18 protein-coding genes are annotated in these 16,997 nt (G+C 70.8%); 17 read left to right on the top strand and 1 reads right to left on the bottom strand.

Going from position 1 to position 16,997, the window contains the following annotated elements; genetic code table 11:
* The first annotated feature begins 9 nt into the window (after nucleotides 1-9).
* The 12 genes from R2737_11635 to aroQ all read left to right on the top strand — a co-directional run bounded on the left by R2737_11635 (nucleotide 10) and on the right by aroQ (nucleotide 11,279).
* Nucleotides 10-1,311 carry a type II secretion system F family protein gene (locus R2737_11635; GenBank protein ID MEZ5116908.1) on the top strand — a complete coding sequence of 434 codons (1,302 nt, stop codon included), beginning with the start codon at nucleotides 10-12 and terminating at the stop codon, nucleotides 1,309-1,311.
* A gap of 47 nt (nucleotides 1,312-1,358) precedes the next feature.
* Entirely contained in the window at nucleotides 1,359-1,895 is a 537-nt protein-coding gene (locus R2737_11630; protein MEZ5116907.1) for a hypothetical protein, read from the top strand.
* 46 nt (nucleotides 1,896-1,941) lie between these two features.
* Complete coding sequence (locus tag R2737_11625) at nucleotides 1,942-3,534, top strand: hypothetical protein (GenBank protein ID MEZ5116906.1); 1,593 nt, start codon at nucleotides 1,942-1,944, stop codon at nucleotides 3,532-3,534.
* Between the two features lie 21 nt (nucleotides 3,535-3,555).
* Nucleotides 3,556-4,341, top strand: coding sequence for a prepilin peptidase (locus tag R2737_11620; protein MEZ5116905.1), 786 nt, complete (start codon nucleotides 3,556-3,558; stop codon nucleotides 4,339-4,341).
* Between the two features lie 107 nt (nucleotides 4,342-4,448).
* Nucleotides 4,449-5,525, top strand: coding sequence for a type IV pilus assembly protein PilM (gene pilM / locus R2737_11615; GenBank protein ID MEZ5116904.1), 1,077 nt, complete (start codon nucleotides 4,449-4,451; stop codon nucleotides 5,523-5,525).
* Entirely contained in the window at nucleotides 5,522-6,283 is a 762-nt protein-coding gene (locus R2737_11610; GenBank protein ID MEZ5116903.1) for a PilN domain-containing protein, read from the top strand. Before pilM ends, R2737_11610 begins: the two co-directional genes overlap by 4 nt.
* Before the next feature lies 1 nt (nucleotide 6,284).
* Nucleotides 6,285-7,142, top strand: a complete 858-nt coding sequence (locus tag R2737_11605; protein MEZ5116902.1) for a hypothetical protein — start codon at nucleotides 6,285-6,287, stop codon at nucleotides 7,140-7,142.
* A gap of 10 nt (nucleotides 7,143-7,152) precedes the next feature.
* On the top strand, nucleotides 7,153-7,971 hold the full coding sequence (locus tag R2737_11600) for a hypothetical protein (protein ID MEZ5116901.1): 819 nt from the start codon (nucleotides 7,153-7,155) through the stop codon (nucleotides 7,969-7,971).
* A 78-nt stretch (nucleotides 7,972-8,049) separates the two neighbouring features.
* On the top strand, nucleotides 8,050-9,228 hold the full coding sequence (gene aroC, locus R2737_11595) for a chorismate synthase (GenBank protein ID MEZ5116900.1): 1,179 nt from the start codon (nucleotides 8,050-8,052) through the stop codon (nucleotides 9,226-9,228).
* A gap of 10 nt (nucleotides 9,229-9,238) precedes the next feature.
* Entirely contained in the window at nucleotides 9,239-9,742 is a 504-nt protein-coding gene (locus R2737_11590; GenBank protein ID MEZ5116899.1) for a shikimate kinase, read from the top strand.
* The gene (aroB, locus tag R2737_11585) at nucleotides 9,739-10,842 is read left to right on the top strand and encodes a 3-dehydroquinate synthase (protein ID MEZ5116898.1); all 1,104 of its coding nucleotides are present in this window, start codon (nucleotides 9,739-9,741) and stop codon (nucleotides 10,840-10,842) included. Before R2737_11590 ends, aroB begins: the two co-directional genes overlap by 4 nt.
* Nucleotides 10,839-11,279, top strand: a complete 441-nt coding sequence (aroQ, locus tag R2737_11580) for a type II 3-dehydroquinate dehydratase (GenBank protein MEZ5116897.1) — start codon at nucleotides 10,839-10,841, stop codon at nucleotides 11,277-11,279. Before aroB ends, aroQ begins: the two co-directional genes overlap by 4 nt.
* A gap of 159 nt (nucleotides 11,280-11,438) precedes the next feature.
* Here aroQ and R2737_11575 read toward each other — a convergent pair whose 3' ends face one another.
* The gene (locus R2737_11575) at nucleotides 11,439-12,353 is read right to left on the bottom strand and encodes a DUF559 domain-containing protein (protein ID MEZ5116896.1); all 915 of its coding nucleotides are present in this window, start codon (nucleotides 12,351-12,353) and stop codon (nucleotides 11,439-11,441) included.
* 221 nt (nucleotides 12,354-12,574) lie between these two features.
* Between R2737_11575 and R2737_11570 the strand changes: the two genes are divergently transcribed.
* From R2737_11570 to R2737_11550, 5 genes are all read left to right on the top strand, one after another.
* Nucleotides 12,575-13,666, top strand: a complete 1,092-nt coding sequence (locus R2737_11570; GenBank protein MEZ5116895.1) for a Xaa-Pro peptidase family protein — start codon at nucleotides 12,575-12,577, stop codon at nucleotides 13,664-13,666.
* A 115-nt stretch (nucleotides 13,667-13,781) separates the two neighbouring features.
* Nucleotides 13,782-14,342 (top strand): elongation factor P, encoded by a 561-nt coding sequence (gene efp / locus R2737_11565; protein ID MEZ5116894.1) that lies wholly within the window; start codon nucleotides 13,782-13,784, stop codon nucleotides 14,340-14,342.
* 25 nt (nucleotides 14,343-14,367) lie between these two features.
* Nucleotides 14,368-14,784 (top strand): transcription antitermination factor NusB, encoded by a 417-nt coding sequence (nusB, locus tag R2737_11560; GenBank protein ID MEZ5116893.1) that lies wholly within the window; start codon nucleotides 14,368-14,370, stop codon nucleotides 14,782-14,784.
* A 102-nt stretch (nucleotides 14,785-14,886) separates the two neighbouring features.
* On the top strand, nucleotides 14,887-15,588 hold the full coding sequence (locus R2737_11555; protein ID MEZ5116892.1) for a DUF4190 domain-containing protein: 702 nt from the start codon (nucleotides 14,887-14,889) through the stop codon (nucleotides 15,586-15,588).
* The gene (locus R2737_11550; protein ID MEZ5116891.1) at nucleotides 15,585-16,985 is read left to right on the top strand and encodes an MFS transporter; all 1,401 of its coding nucleotides are present in this window, start codon (nucleotides 15,585-15,587) and stop codon (nucleotides 16,983-16,985) included. The genes R2737_11555 and R2737_11550 overlap by 4 nt, the downstream gene beginning before the upstream one ends.
* Nucleotides 16,986-16,997: the final 12 nt, after the last annotated feature.

Genomic DNA, 16,997 nt, shown 5'->3' with positions numbered 1-16,997 from the left:
GGTAGGGCGATGGCTGCCACTGCGACGTTCGACTACCAGGTCCGGGACCGGCAGGGGAAGATCGTCAAGGGCCGGATCGAGGCCGACAACGAGGCCGCGGTCGCAATGAAGCTCCGCTCGATGGGGTACGCCCCCGTCACCATCTCCCAGGCCAACGCCGGGATGAAGCGCGAGATCAACATTCACATCGGGTCCGGTGTGAAGCTCAAGGACCTCGCGGTCATGTCCCGGCAGTTGTCCACCATGATCAACTCAGGCCTGTCCCTGCTGCGGGCCCTCACGATCCTCGCGGACCAGACGTCGAACAAGGTGCTGCGCGAGCGCCTCGCCGACGTGCGCAACGACGTCGAAGGCGGAACCGCCCTGTCCGTCGCGCTCGCGGCGCATCCCAAGATCTTCCCGCCACTGATGATCAACATGGTGCGGGCTGGCGAGGTCGGTGGCTTCCTCGACGGGGTGCTCCTCCAGCTCGCGGACAACTACGAGAAGGAGGTGAGGCTTCGCGGCAAGATCAAGTCCGCCATGGCCTATCCCACGGTGATCTTCATCATCGCCGTACTGGCGGTCGTGGCCATGCTGCTGTTCATCGTCCCGATCTTCGGGGAGATGTTCGCGAGTCTCGGGGGCGAGCTGCCGGCGCCCACGCGCCTGCTCCAGACCATGTCCGACATCCTCAAGACCTACTTCCCGCTGTTCCTGCTCGGACTCATCGTCCTCGTGGTGCTGTGGGCCCGGTTCCGCCACCATCCGAGGGTTCGCGATGTGGTCGACCCCCTCAAGCTGAAGGTGCCGGTGTTCGGGTCGCTGAATCGAAAGATCGCGTTGAGCCGCTTCACCGCCTGCGCATTCGCCGGCCCAGCGACGTCCGGGTCGGCCGGATGCACCAGTTCCAGCACCGCGACCTACACGCCGGGTGCCTGGACGGTCGGGAACGTCTCGTCGTACACCGTCACGTTCCCCTACCAGGTCGTGGACGGCGCGGGGACGCCGTCCAACACGGCCACCGTGACGGTGCGGGTCAATCGGCCGGCCCCGCCGCAGGCGCGCAGTGACTCGGCCACGGTCGTACGCAACTCGCGGGACAACCTGATCGACGTGCTGGCGAACGACACCCTCCCGACCGGCCGCGGGGACGTCGTCGTCACGGTGACGGGGTCGTCTAACGACGCCCGATGCAGCTACTACGTGTCCAACAACAACATCGTGTTCACGTCGACGAGCCGGCGGACCGGCACGATCAACGTCTACTACACCGTGCGGGACGGCACGGGGCAGGCGTCCAGCTCGCTGGTCGCGGTCCGGGTGATCTGATGACCCGATGGCACGCATCCCTGCAGCGTGGTCCCGCCGACCGCGGGATGACGCTGGTGGAGCTTGTCGTGGCCATGGGGATCTTCAGCGTGGTTCTGGCCGTGGCCACGGTCGGGATCCGGCAGATGGTCCTGGCGGTGAACCGCACGGCGGACATCGGGGATTCGACCACCGAGGTGCAACGTGCGTTCCAGAGGCTGGATCGCACCCTGCGCTACGCAGATCAGGTGAGTGCGTTGGCGACGGCTGGGAGCGACTGGGAGTTCTGGTACCGGCTACCGTCGTCCGCTGCCCTCGGCGTCGCCACACCCACGTGCTACCAGTGGCGTTACGTCGCCGCTCAACGGGTCCTCCAGGTCAGGTCCTGGCAGGCCGGGACCACGGCACCCAGCTACGGAACGATCGCCAGCCGCGTCACCGCGGCGACAGCGACGCCCACAGCCGCTGCTGTGCCCTTCACATCGGCCCGTGTCCCGATCAGCATCACGTCCCAGGAGCGTGGGGCCGGAGTGACCTTGATGACCACCTTCGTGGCACGCAACACCAAGCAACTGACGCCTGTGGGGCAGTCATGCACGGTCTAGCTGATCGCCCCATAGGAGTTCGGGCACGTGCCGGGAGGCGAGACGGATGCGAACTCGGATCCTGAGGGGTGACGGAGGCGCTGCGCTCGCGGTGGCGCTCATGGTCATCCTTGTGGTGTCGATGATGGCGATCATCGCGCTCGGCGTGATCCTGGCACAGGCTCGGACGAGCGTGTTCACCGGTCAGAACGCAGAGGCCCTGCAGGCGGCCGAGGGGGGACTCGACGTCGCCACCTCGACGTTCAAGCAGGCAGTGGCAGAGGCCAGCAGCAAGGAGGGTGACCTGCGCTTCCTGCCCTGCGAGATCCTCGTCCAGACGGACTACGGACCGATGACGGTCCAGGTGTCGTACTTCGACGGGACGCCCTCGGCCCCGGGTGACGAGATCCCCTGCGCGGACAACCTCGGTCCGCTGTCCACCCCCGAGTATGCGGTTCTCCAAGCCTCCGCGCTGAGGACCGTCGACCTCGGGACGATCGGGCGGGAGCTCACGACAACGTTCACCTTCCAGGTGCGTGACCTGTCCAACATCCCGGGCGGCCTCATCCAGAACTACCCCGGTGGTGAGGGCGCCCTGTGCTTCGACGTGGGCACCACCTGGCCACCCGTGGCCGGAACGCGCGTCACGATGCAGGACTGCCTGGATGAGAGCGATCCCGCCGTGAAGCGCCAGAAGTTCTCCTACCGGCCCGACTACCGCATCTCCGTGTCCAACACCGAGACGTCCCAAGGCGTGGGCGGGATGTGCCTCACCGCCACCAACCCTGGAACGAGCAGCACCTCGTACGTCACTCTCCAGCCCTGCGACATCCCGCCTGCCGGGGCGACATCCACCTGGCGCGGGCGGTCGGACCAGCTCTGGAGCTACAACGACGTGGCTCAGTTCCAGGGGGAGTACCCCGGATCGGCTTCAGCCCCCACCGGCCAGGGCAACTGGTGCATGGTCTTCCAGAGCTACGACCTCAGCGGCATCATCAGCGAAGGGTCCTACCTCGTCGCCAGCACCAGGAGCGTCTGTGGACAGGGATACCAGTCGCAGTGGACCTGGAAGCCCGATGACAACGTCGGGGCGGCAGCGGCCGGAAACCCGGACCTCCTGGTGACGGCCACCGACCTGGTACGCATGCAGGTGGTCAACTACGCCGAGTTCGGGCGGTGCTTCGACATCACGTCCCAGAACATCAACTCGACGTTCATGATCGCGTTCCCGTGCAAGCAGGACCCGACCCCTGGCGCATCGATCGCCTTCAACCAGTTGCTGACCTACGAGCCGGTCAACGCCACCCAGGGGCGCCTGACCACGACCAACAACTCTGGCGTGAAGGTCTGCCTCCAGGCTCGAACGGGTGGCGGCTACGTCACGACACCTGGTTGCACGACCGGTACCAACCAACTGTGGACGGTCAATCGTGACACCGGCAACGCGCTCGTGGACTACACGATCGTGGCCAACGACGGGCGCTGCCTCGGGCTAGGGCCTCCGGGTTCGACCACCGCTCCACTGAATCAGTGGTCGACCATCGTGACCGAGGCCTGCGATCCCAATCCGGAGCCGTTCGGCGCGAGGGACCAGAAGTGGAACGCCCCGCCCGGGCTCGCCCGCGGAGGGCGGGGGCCCACGATCGAGTTGGTCCCCTAACGGCATGCGGTCTGGCTTCTAGTGCCGACCGCGGTGGCGGCCGCCAGCCTCGCGGTCCTGGGGCTGGTAGTCGGGTCCTTCCTCAACGTCGTCGTGTGGCGGGTTCCGCGGGGCGAGTCGGTCGTCTCGCCGCCGTCGGCGTGCCCGAGCTGTCACCACCGGATCCGGGCTCGGGACAACGTGCCCGTCGTGTCGTGGCTGGTGCTGCGCGGCCGGTGCCGCGATTGCGGTGCCCGCATCTCGGCCCGCTACCCCGTCGTCGAGGCCTGGACCGGGGCGCTGTTCGTCTTGGTCTCGCTCGTGGTGGGCATCACCTGGACGCTGCCCGCCTGGCTGTACCTGGCTGCCGTGGGCACCGCGCTCGCCCTGATCGACGTCGACCACCACCGACTGCCGGACGTCATCGTCCTGCCGTCGTACGTGGTCGCAGGGCTGCTTCTCCTGCTCCCCGCTGCCCTGGACGACCAGTGGTCGACGTACGGCCGGGCCTGGCTGGCTGCGGCGGCCCTGTTCGCCTTCTATTTCTTCATCGCGTTCGTCTACCCGGCCGGGATGGGCTTCGGTGACGTCAAGCTCGCGGGCGTCCTGGGCCTGTACCTCGGCTGGCTCGGCTGGGGCGAGGTGATCGTCGGAACCTTCGCCGCGTTCCTGTTCGGCGCGGTCGTCGGTGTGATCTTCGCCCGCCGGAATCGCTCCGGGCGGAAGACCGCGATCCCGTTCGGACCGTTCATGCTGTTAGGCGTGTTGTTCGCGTTGCTATTGGGACCAGAGGTGGTCATGTGGTACACAGGACTCCTCGCCGGCTGACGCGCCGGTGACGGTGCTGTGCAGGAACCACTGCGGCCGTCTGGCACGATTCGCCGGGGGCGCCGCGGGGGCGCTCGGACAGGGCCGCGCGAGCGAGGGGTGGGTCGGTGGCACGCAACCACGCGATCGGTCTCGACATCGGGACCACCAGCGTGCGCGCGGCCGAGGTGAGCCTCGGCGCCACCCCGCCACGCCTGGAGCGCTATGGCCAGGTCTCCCTCCCACCCGGCGCCGTCCGCGACGGCGAGGTCGTCGACGTCGAGGCCGTGGGCCAGGCCATCAAGCAGCTGTGGTCCCACGTCCGGTTCGGCGGCAAGAAGGTGATCCTCGGTGTCGCCAACCAGCGGGTCGTCGTCCGCCAGGTCGACCTGCTGTGGATGCCGGACAAGGAGTTGAAGAAGTCGCTGCCCATGCTGGTGCAGGACTTCGTCCCGATGCCCGTGCACGAGGCCGTGCTGGACTTCGTCACCCTGGCCGAGATCACCGGCGACGACCAGTCCCGTCTCCTGCGCGGGCTGCTCGTCGCCGCTGCCGAAGAGATGGTCGTGCACAGCGCCGAGTCGTCGATGCGCGCGAACCTGGTCCCCAAGGTGGTTGACCTCGTTCCGTTCGCCCTCGTGCGGTCGCTCGGCGACGTCAGCCCGATGGGCATGAACGTCCGGCCCGAGGCCGTGATCGACATTGGTGCACGGGTCACCAACATCGTCGTGCACGAGAACGGCATCCCCCGCTTCGTCCGCATCGTGCTGATGGGCGGCGACATGGTGACGGACGCCCTCGTCGATCGCCTGGCCATGCCGGTCGCCGACGCCGAGGCCACCAAGAGGCGGGTCGGCATCAACGGCATGAACGGCATCGACGAGACCGACGAGGACCTCAAGACCGCCCGGCAGACCATGCTGGGTCCGGCCAACACGCTCATCGACGAGATCCGCGGGTCCCTGGACTACTACCTGGCCACCAGCGGCTCCCAGCCGCTGAGCCGGGTCTACCTCACCGGCGGTGGATCCCTGCTGCCCGGTCTGCTGCAGCAGCTCACCGCGGTCGTCCGGGCGCCGGTCACCCCGGGCGCGGTGTTCCAGCGGCTCCAGCTGGGCAACACCGGCCTGAGCGCAGAGCAGCTGCAGATCGTCGAACCGTCGGCCGCCGTGCCCATCGGGCTGGCCCTGTGGGGTGCGCTGTGACCACGCCCGACCCGACCCAGCCGCTGCCCTCGCAGCCCGGTCCGCCCGACACCCCGCCTGACGGCCAGCCGGTCCCGGTCAGCACCACGCCCCAGCAGCTGCCGATGCCGGCCGCGGTCCGGGTCAACCTGCTGCCGCCGAGCATCGCCCAGCGCGAGGCCGTCCGTCGCGCCCGGTTGATCGCCGGCGGGTTCGTGGTCGGCGCCGTCGTCATCATCGGGGGGCTCTGGGTCTACAGCGGTATGGAGATCAACAACTCCCAGGCCAACCTCGACTCTGCTCAGGCACGCAACGCCCAGCTTGTCGCCGAGGCCGCCCAGTACGCCGCTGTGCCCGAGTCCTACCAGCTTGTGGAGACCACCCAGGCCGAGCTCGCCCTCGCCATGAGCGACGATGTCCGGTGGTCGTTCATCCTGACCGACCTCAGTGCCACGATCCCCCCCAACGTCAGTCTGACCACGATGACGGCCACCACGACACCGGAGATCGTCCCCGCAGGTCTGGGGATCGACGGCAACCCGGTACCCCCAATCATCGGAACCCTGACCTACGCGGGCGAGTCGGTGTCCTACAACGACGTCTCCGCGTGGCTGGAGTCGCAGTCCGAGCAGGAGATCTACACCGACGTCTACTTCAGCGTCGCCACGAAGACCTCGGACGACGCGACCGGCGGGCAGCCACTCGTCACGTACTCGTCGACCTCGTCCCTGACCGATGCGGCACTGTCCCACCGCTTCGACCCGGTGGCGGGGGAGTGACATGACCAGGAGCCGTTGGTGGATCCTTGGCGGAGCCATTCTCGCCGTCCTGATCCTGCTGCTCGGGTGGCTGTTCCTCATCTCCCCGCGCTTCGAGGAGGCCGCGCAGCTCCAGCAGCAGGCCGACGACACCGAGACGCAGAACCTGCTCCTGGCGGCCCGGATCGAACAGCTCAAGCAGCTGGCCGCCGACCTGCCGGCCAAGCAGGCTGAGTACGACGCCCTCCGCGTCCAGATCCCCGGGACCCCGCAGCTGCCGGAGCTGCTGCGCCAACTGTCCGCCATCGCGGAGGAGACCGGGATCGACCTGGTGTCGGTCGCCCCCGCCACTCCCGTCCCTCTCGTCCTCCCGGTCGAGTCCGCCGCGCCTGCGCCCACGGACACCGCCACCGTCAATCCTGACGAGACAGCGGCACCCAGCCCCGCCGCGCCTGCGCCTCCGGCGACGAACGTGCTGGAGATCGATCTCACTGTCTCGGCAGTCGGCGAGTTCTCCAACATGACGCTGTTCATCTCGCGGCTGGAGACGCTTCCGAGGGCCTTCCTCACCACCGGCTACACGCTCAACCGCGGAGGTGAGGGTGCAGCCGGCACCACCTTCGGCGGTAACCCGCTGACCCTGACGCTGCAGGGCAAGGTCTTCATGATCCCGCAGCTGCCCGACGTGCTGCCGGCCCTCTCGGAGAGCGCCGCCCCCGACGCATCGACCGCGCCGGGCGAGTCAGGCGTGCCTGGTGAGTCAGTCGTGCCCGGTGAGTCAGGCGTGCCTGGTGAGTCGACTGCCCCTGATGCGTCAGTCACGCCCGACGTATCGTCGAGCGTGACTCCGACCCCGACGCCTTCCCCGGCGACCTCGTAGGGGGCGAGTGATGTCCGAGCCGATCAACCCCGGGCAGGGTCCCCTGCCGACGGCGCCCGACGCCGACACCCCCGAGGTGCCGGAGACCGGCGGCCGGAACCGGACCGTCCTCATCGCCCTGCTTGCCGTCCTCGGTGCGCTCCTCATCGGCGGCGCGCTGTTCTTCGCGCTGAGCACCCTCGGCGGCAGCGACGAGGCACTGCCACCGATCCCGCCCCCGGTGTCTGTGACGACCGGCACCGACACCGCGGGGCCCACCGACACTGCCAGCGTCCTCACGCCGACGCCCACCCCGACCATCACCGCCGGGGGGCGCGACCCGTTCGAGCCGATCTACCAGACGGTCGCCCCGACGAACCCCACGGACGTTCCCACGAACCCGACCGGGGTCCCCACCTATCCCACATCGAACCCGACCACGTCCTACCCGACGTACTACCCGACCTACCCCACCAGCTACCCGACCTACCCGACGTACGGGCCCACGACGTACCCGACGACCGCCATCCCCACCCAGACTGCGGGCCCGACGAGCACCTCGACGGCCACGTCCACCGACGGCCCGACGCCGACGACGACGGGTACGGGCACGGCGACGCCCACGCAGCCGCCCAGCGAGGGCACCCTGGTGGAGCTGCTGTCGCTGAACACCGCCTCCATTGCGGATGTCCAGGTCAACGGTGCGGCCGAGCAGGTCGGTCCCGGTGAGACCTTCGGGGGCGGCACGTTCACGTACGAGAGCAAGGTCAGCGCCGACTGCATCGAGGTGGGCTACAGCGGCGACTCGTTCGAGCTGTGCGTCGGCGAGGCCGTCGTCCTCGCCCCGTAGTCCGCGAACCGCAGGTCCCTGGCGGCGCCGCCCGCCATGGTGCGGGTGACCCCTGCGACGTCTGAGAGGATGCCGCCCATGTTGCGCTGGCTGACCGCGGGGGAGTCGCACGGCCCCGCCCTGGTCGCCATCCTCGAGGGCCTGCCCGCCGACGTCGCGGTCACCACCGACGACGTCGCGCGCGACCTCGCCCGGCGTCGGCTCGGTGTCGGCCGCGGGGCCCGGATGAAGTTCGAGCGCGACGAGGTGTCCTTCGTCGGAGGGGTCCGGCACGGGCGCACCATGGGCGGTCCGGTCGCGATCGAGGTGGCCAACACCGAGTGGCCCAAGTGGGAGCAGGTCATGGCCCCCGACCCGGTCGACGCCGCGGTGCTGGAGGGCCTGGCGCGCAACGCTCCGCTCACCCGGCCGCGCCCCGGGCACGCCGACCTCGCGGGCATGCAGAAGTACGGCTTCGACGACGCCCGGCCCGTCCTGGAGCGCGCGTCGGCGCGGGAGACCGCGGCCCGGGTGGCGCTCGGGACGGTCGCCCGTGCGTTCCTGCGCCAGGTCGGGGACATCGAGGTCCTCAGCCACGTCGTGCGCCTCGGCCAGGCGGTCGCGCCGGCGTCCGCGGTGCCGCTCCCTGGCGACCTCGGTCGCGTCGACGACGACCCGGCCCGCTGCGCCGACCCCGACGCCAGCCGGGCCATGCAGGACGAGGTCGACCGGGCGTTCAAGAACGGCGACACGCTCGGCGGCGTCGTCGAGGTGCTGGCGTACGGGCTCCCGCCCGGCCTCGGCAGCCACGTGCACTGGGACCGGCGACTCGACGCCCGTCTCGCGGCCGCGCTGATGGGCATCCAGGCGATCAAGGGCGTCGAGGTCGGCGACGGCTTCGAGCTGGCCGCCACCCGCGGCTCGCTCGCGCACGACGAGATCGTGTCCACCGACGACGGGCTGCGCCGGGTCTCCGGCCGCAGCGGCGGCACCGAGGGCGGCATCACCACCGGCGAGCTGCTGCGGGTGCGGGCGGCCATGAAGCCCATCTCCACCGTGCCTCGGGCGCTGCGCACTGTCGACGTCGCCACCGGCGAGCCGGCCAAGGCGATCAACCAGCGCTCCGACGTGTGCGCCGTACCCGCCGCCGGCGTCGTCGCCGAGGCGATGGTCGCGCTGGTGCTCGCGGATGCGGTGCTGGAGAAGTTCGGCGGCGACTCCGTACCGGAGACCCGCCGCAACCTGACCTCGTACGTCGAGCACCTGGCCTACCGATGAGGGCCGGCTCGTGAGCCCGGTCGCGGTCATCGTCGGCGCACCCGGGGCGGGCAAGACGACGGTCGGCCGGTTGCTCGCGATGCGGCTCGGGGTGACGTTCCGCGACACCGACCACGACGTAGAGACGCTCGCGGGCAAGCCGGTGTCCGACATCTTCCTCGACGACGGCGAGCCGGAGTTTCGCCGCCTGGAGGCGTCCGCGGTCGCGACCGCGCTGGCCGAGCACGACGGGGTGCTCGCGCTGGGTGGGGGTGCGGTGGGCGACCCGGCGACCCGCGAGGCGCTCAACGGCCAGCCGGTCGTGTGGCTGCGGGTGGGCGTGGCAGACGCGGCCTCGCGAGTGGGGCTCAGCGGGGCGCGACCGCTGCTGCTGGGCAACATGCGCGGGCAGCTGATCAAGTTGATGCAGGAGCGCACCCCGCTGTACGAGGAGGTCGCGACCTTCACCGTCGACACCGACGGCCGCAGCCCCGAGGACGTGCTGGCCGAGGTGCTGGAGCGGCTGCAGCCATGACCGGGACCGGCGAGCCCACCCGGATCACCGTCGGCGGCGAGTCGCCGTACGACGTGGTCGTCGGCACGGGCCTGCTCGGGGAGCTCGCGCCGCTGCTCGGGGCCTCGGTGCAGCGGGTCGCGGTCATCCACCCGAAGGCCCTCGCGGCGACGGGGGAAGCGATCCGGCTGGACCTGCTGGGCGACGGCTACTCCGCCATCGCGATCGAGGTGCCGGACGCCGAGGACGCGAAGACCGCGGAGGTCGCCGCGTTCTGCTGGTCGGTGCTGGGGCAGGCCGGGTTCACCCGCACCGACGCGGTCGTCGGTGTCGGGGGAGGGGCGACCACGGACCTGGCCGGGTTCGTGGCGGCCACCTGGCTGCGGGGCGTGCGGGTGGTGCAGGTGCCCACGACGTTGCTGGCGATGGTGGATGCCGCGGTGGGCGGCAAGACCGGGATCAACACGGCCGAGGGCAAGAACCTGGTCGGTGCCTTCCACCCGCCGGCGGGGGTGCTGTGCGACCTGGCGACGCTGGAGACCCTGCCGGTCAATGACTTCGTGTCCGGGCTGGCGGAGGTCATCAAGACCGGGTTCATCCGGGACACCGCAATCCTGGATCTGGTGTCGGCCGACCCGTCCGGGGCGTGCCGCTGGGACGGTCCGCACACGCGTGAGCTCGTGGAACGTTCGGTCCGGGTGAAGGCCGACGTCGTCTCCGGGGACCTGCGGGAGGCGATCGGGTCTGCGGTCCTCGGCCGAGAGGTCCTGAACTACGGCCACACCTTCGGGCACGCGATCGAGCGGGTCGAGCGCTACCGGTGGCGCCACGGCGCCGCCGTCGCCGTCGGGATGACGTACGTCGCCGAGCTCGCGCGGCTGGCAGGGCGGTTGTCCGACGCGAATGTGGAGCTGCACCGGTCGGTGCTGTCGTCCGTCGGGCTGCCGACGACGTACGCCGGCGGGCGCTGGCCCGCTCTGCTGGACGCGATGCGGGTCGACAAGAAGACCCGCGGCGACCTGCTTCGGTTCGTCGTGCTGGACCGGATCGGGCAGCCTTCCTTGCTGGAGGGCCCGGACCCGTCGCTGCTGGTGGCCGCGTACGAGGAGGTGTCGGCATGAGTCCCACCCGCGTGCTCGTGCTGAATGGGCCGAACCTGGGGCGGCTCGGCTCCCGCGAACCGGATGTGTACGGGGCGGACTCGTACGCCGACCTGGTGGCGCTGTGCACGTCCGTGGGTTCGTCGCTCGGGCTTGACGTCGAGGTCCGGCAGACCGACTCCGAGGCGGAGCTGGTGTCCTGGATCCACGAGGCGGTCGACGGGGCCGTGCCCGTGGTCATCAACCCGGCGGCCTTCACCCACTACTCGTACGCCCTGCGAGATGCCTGCGCCCAGCGGACCGCGCCCCTGGTCGAGGTGCACATCTCCAACCCGCATGCCCGGGAGGAGTTCCGGCACACCTCGGTGGTGTCCGCCGTGGCCAGCGGGACGATCGCCGGCTTCGGCCTGGACTCCTACGCCCTCGCCCTGCGCGCCCTCGCCCACGCCACCCGCTGAACCCGCCCGCAGACGCCCCGCCCCTCCCGCGTTCCTTCGTTCGGGTCCACCCCTTTCGTTGAGTGCTCGCGGGTGGGGGTTCCAGGACCGTCCCGGAACCCCCACCCGCGAGCACTCAACGGGGCGCTGGGGTCAGCGGAAGGTGGGGGTGGGCTTCAGCTACCAGGTCGCGCCGCGGGAGCGCAGAGCGGCGGCGATCTTCACCACCGCACGCCAGGGCTCCCGCAGGTCAGCAGCGACGATCTCCACGACGTACCAGCCGTGCTCGCGCAGCAGCGTGCGTCGCTGGGCGTCCGCGGCCTGCTGCGCGGGAGTGCGGTGGTGGGCACCGTCGTACTCCGCGACGACCCGCCAGCGCCTGAAGACGAGGTCGCCGCGGGCGAGGAACTCACCGGATGCGTCGCGGATGACCTCGTTGGGCACCGGCGTCGGCAACCCCGCGACCACGACCTCCACGCGGAGCCGCGACTCCTGCGGTGACTCCGCGCGTGGATCGAGCAGTTCCGCGGCGGCCCGGGCCGTACGGACCCCGCGCCGTCGACGAGACCCGCGGAGTACCGCCGCGATCTGCTCCCGTTCGCACAACCCGTCCCGGAGTGCCGCGTCACCCACGGCGACGAGGTCCCGAAGGGACAGGAACCCGCCGAGATCGACGAACGTGCGTGCAGGGGTCGTGAGCCGCAGGCCTCCCCACTCGATGACGTGATCCTCGGGGAGCCGGACACGGCGCCCACGGACGTCTGGTCGACGGATGTGGACCCCGCCCGCGAGATTGTGGACGTGCACGAGGTTCCCGCCGCGATCGACGTGGTCCGGTATGGGCGACCCGAACAGTCGCCCCGCCGTGGGACCCCCGAACGCTGCCAGTTCGGGCAGGACGAGTCTCAGCCCCAGGCACCGCACGGCGAGCGTGGCGGGGATCTCGGCGGAGACCCGAACCCCGCGGTCCGGCATCCGGAAGCGGCGCGTTTGCAGCGCCGCCCGACTCAGCCCTGCGCCGCCTCCGCGCGCGGCCAGGAAGGGTGCGTCAGGCACTACGCGGGCGGCGAGCTCCAGGTTCAGCGGTCGCACCATCGGGCGACCGTGACGGCCGGCGTCCGGTCTGCGCCAGGGAGTCGGGGCCACCTGTGTACGGCCTCGGCCATCCGAGACCCCCTGGGGACAGCAGCGGCCCCCAGTTCGGCTCCCGCACCTGTTGAGTGCTCGCGCGTGGGGGTTTCAGGACCGTCCTGAAACCCCCACGCGCGAGCACTCAACGGAGGGTGCCGGGGAAGCCGCAGACGTAGGGTGCGGGGGTGCCCGACATCCACGCTCAGCGACGGGGGCGGCTGCGGGACTCCCTGCACGAGCAGCACCCGGTGGCCGACGGGCTGCTGGTCACCGGGCTGGTCAACGTGCGCTACCTGACCGGGTTCACCGGGTCCAACGCCGTCCTCCTCCTGCCCGTCGACGGGGATCCGCTGCTCGGGACCGACGGCCGGTACGTCACCCAGTGCGCGCGCGAGTGCCCCGACCTCGAGCTCCTCGTCGACCGCGCGACCCCCACCGCCGTGGCCGCCGCCGCAAGCCAACGCGGGCTCCCCGTGCTCGGCGTCGAGGCCGAGCACGTCACGCTCGCCGGGTTCGACGGCCTGCGGGAGGCCGCTCCCACCGCGACATACGTACACACGAGCGGCCTGGTCGAGACGCTGCGGACCAGCAAGGACGACGAGGAGATCGCGTTGCTGCGCGAGGCCTGCCGGATCACCGACGCCGCGCTGGCCGACCTGCTGCCGGAGATCCGCGTCGGGCTCACCGAGCGCCAGGTCGCCCGCCGACTGGAGTCCCTGATGCTCGACCACGGCGCCCAGGCCCCCGCCTTCGAGACCATCGTCGCCACCGGCCCAAACTCCGCGATCCCGCACCATGACCCCACCGACCGGGAGATCGCCGCCGGCGACCTCCTCAAGATCGACTTCGGCGCCCTGTACGGCGGCTACCACGCCGACGAGACCCGCACCTTCGTCGTCGGCGCCCCCGCGCAGGACTGGCAGCGGGACCTGCACACTCTGGTCGCCGACGCCCAGCGGGCCGGCCGCGAGGCCCTGCGCGACGGCGCCGAGCTGCCCGCCCTGGATGCCGCCGCCCGCGACGTGATCGACGACGCCGGGCACGCGGACCACTACGGCCATGGCCTCGGGCACGGCGTCGGCCTGGAGATCCACGAGGCGCCGATCGTGGGACCCCGCGCGACGGGTAGAATCCACGCCCGTACGCCGGTCACCGTGGAACCGGGGGTCTACCTCCCGGATCGCGGGGGAGTCCGCATCGAGGACACCCTGCTGGTCACGGCCGACGGGGCCGAGTCGCTCACGACCACCACGCGCGAGCTGCTCGTCCTGGGCTGACGTACCGCGGGAACGGCCCGACCGCCGCCCCCGCGCGCGAGGCCCCGACGTACGCCCGAACGACGAGCGCGACCCGACACACAGACGACCGACGAACCGGACCGGAGACCCACCCGTGGCCACCACCAACGACCTCAAGAACGGCCTCGTGCTCAACATCGACGGCCAGCTGTGGACCGTCGTGGAGTTCCAGCACGTCAAGCCCGGCAAGGGCCCGGCGTTCGTACGCACCAAGCTCAAGGCCGTCCTGTCCGGCAAGGTCGTCGACAAGACGTTCAACGCCGGCGTGAAGGTCGAGACCGCCAACGTCGACAAGCGCGACATGCAGTACCTGTACCGCGACGGCGACGACTGGGTCTTCATGGACACCCAGTCGTACGACCAGATCCACATCGCCAACGACGTCGTCGGCGACTCCGCGCAGTGGATGCTGGAGAACCAGGAGGCGATCGTCGCCATCCACGAGGGCACCCCGCTCTACATCGAGCTGCCCGCCTCCGTGGAGCTCACCATCAGCTACACCGAGCCCGGCGTGCAGGGCGACCGGTCCACCGGCGGCACCAAGCCGGCCACCCTGGAGACCGGCGCGGAGATCGCCGTCCCGCTGTTCATCGAGAACGGCACCAAGGTCAAGGTCGACACCCGCGACGGGTCCTACCTCGGCCGCGTCAACTGATGATGCGACCCGAGACCCGGCCCTGATGTCCGCCCGCGGCAAGGCGCGCAAGAAGGCCCTGGACGTCCTGTACGAGGCCGAGGTTCGCGGCGTCGCACCGCTGGACGTGCTCGCGCAGCGGGAGGCCGCCGCCGAGCAGCCGCTCAACCCCTACACGCGTGAGCTCGTCGAGGGCGTTGTGGCGCACCAGGAGCGCATCGACGAGCTGCTGTCCACGTACGCCACCGGCTGGACCCTGCCGCGGATGCCCGCGGTGGATCGCAACGTGCTGCGGATCGGGACCTACGAGCTGCTCTACCGCGACGACGTCCCTGACGCCGTCGCCGTGGCGGAGGCCGTCGGCCTGGCGCGGGACCTGTCCACCGACGAGTCCCCGTCCTTCGTCAACGGCCTGCTCGCCCGGCTGCTCGAGCTCAAGCCGCGACTCGCGCTGGAGGCGTAGGCCCTCCGGCCGGCCCCGGCGGCCCTCTCCGCGCGGTAGCGTCGGCGCCGAGCCCGGGCGCTCGCGTCAGGTGGCGCGCGACCCGGTTCCCGCGGAGGGCCGATGAGCGACCAGCAGCCCCCGGCGACCGGCGGCCAGCCGTCGGGGACGCCGCCCGACCAGCCGCCCTCGCTGTGGCAGCCGGTACCTCCCGCGCCGCCCGGCGGTTCTCCGTACGCTGCCCCCTCGTACGGCCCGGGCTACGCCGTCCCGCCCGCGTACGCGGCGACCCCACCGGCGTACGCCGCCCCGCCGCCCCCGTCCACCAACGGCTTCGCGGTCGCCGCGCTGATCTGCGGGCTGCTGGCGTTCCTCACCGGCATCACGGCGGTGCTCGGCATCATCTTCGGCCTCGTCGCGCTCAGCCAGATCAAGAAGACCGGGCAGCAGGGCCGCGGGATGGCGATCGCCGGGCTGGTCATCAGCATCGTCATCCTCGTCATCAGCATCGTCGCCATCGTCCTGGTGGTCGCGCTCACCGGCTGGATCATCAACACCGCCACCCGCATCGACGAGGAGCACCGCGCCGACCTGGTCCAGGCGGCCGCCGCGCAGGAGCGGTACGCCGACATGTACGGCTCGTACGCCACCCGCTTCGACCAGCTCGAGTCCGTCGGCTACAGCCCGGGCAGCGTGTACTCGACCGAGATCGTGTACGCCACGGAGACGTACTTCTGCATGGAGTCGACCAGCGGGCACAACTGGATGTACGTCACCCAGACGGCCACGCCGACCTGGGGCCACTGCCCGGCGGAGCCCGCATGAGCGCGGCCACCGGCGCGGTATCCGGTCCCGCCGGCGCTCCCGGCACGCGACGGCTGTCCCGCGGTGTCATCGCCGGCTACGCCGCCGGCTCGGTCGGCACCGGCGGCTTCGGCACCGTCCCCGGCCTGCTGCTGCTCATCTACCTCACCGACGAGCTCGGCGTCGCCGCCACCCTGGCCGCCGTCGTGGTGTTCCTGCCCAAGGCCTGGGACGTCATCCTCAACCCGCTGGTCGGCACCTGGTCTGACCGCACGAAGTCCCGCTGGGGACCGCGGGTGCCATGGATGCTCGCCGGCGCGATCATCCTGCCGATCTTCTTCGTGCTCATGTTCTCCGTACCGGGGCTCACCGGCGGGGGAGCGGCGGCGTACGTCATCGTGATGTTCCTGCTCGCCGCGACCGGGTACGCCTTCTTCCAGGTGCCCTACGTCGCGGTCCCCGCCGAGATCACCGACTCCTACCGCGAGCGCACCACGATGACCGCGATCCGCATCGTGGTCCTCACCCTGGCGATCCTGGTGTTCGGCGCCGGGGCTCCGCTCATCGTCGACGCCGGCGGCGACGGCCTGGCCGGTTACCGGCTGATGGGCCTGGTGGCCGCCGTCGTGCTGTTCCTGGGCTTCATGGGTGCGGTGATCGGCATCCGCAAGGCGCCGATCGTGGTGCGCGCCGAGCCCGAGGGCTCGCTGCGCGAGCAGCTCGTCGCCATCCGGGAGAACCGCGACTTCCGCGTGCTGTTCCTCTCCTTCGTCATCCAGGCCCTCGCCGTGGGCGCCATGCTCGCCGCGACGCCGTACGTCGCGACGTACCTGCTCGGCGACGAGAAGGCCACCACGCTGCTGTTCGCCGCCCTGGTCGGACCGGCGATCCTGGTCATGCCGCTGTGGCGGCTGGTCGCCGGGCGCAGCGGCAAGGAGCGCGGCTTCCTCTACGCCACCCTGGTGTTCCTCGTGGGCGCGCTCACGCTCACGTTCACCCGCGGGCTGCCCACCGTCGCCGTGATCGGCGCCGTTGCGCTGTGCGGTATCGGCTACGCGGGCATGCAGATGTTCCCGCTGGCGATGCTGCCCGACACCATCCACGTCGACACCCTGCAGACCGGCCGCCGCCGCGCCGGCACGTTCACCGGCGTCTGGACCGCCGGCGAGACCGCGGGCCTGGCCCTCGGCCCGGCGCTGTACGCCGGCGTCCTCGCCATGGGTGGCTACATCTCCTCCACCTCCTCCAACGTCGCCGACCAGCCCGACTCCGCCCTGCTGGCCATCGCGCTCGGCTTCGGCCTCGTCCCCGGCATCCTCATCGCCGTCTCGATCCCCCTGCTGCGGCGCTACCGGCTCACCGAGGCCGCCCTCGTCGAGCTCGAGACCCGCGCGGCCGAGACGCAGCCGGACGCCTGACGGACGCCCGCC

This window comes from Candidatus Nanopelagicales bacterium, assembly GCA_041393815.1.
Classification (GTDB): Bacteria; Actinomycetota; Actinomycetes; order S36-B12; family JAWKJK01; genus JAWKJK01.
Note: the sequence above shows the minus strand (reverse complement) of the source record. Positions and strands in the feature narration are given on the sequence as shown.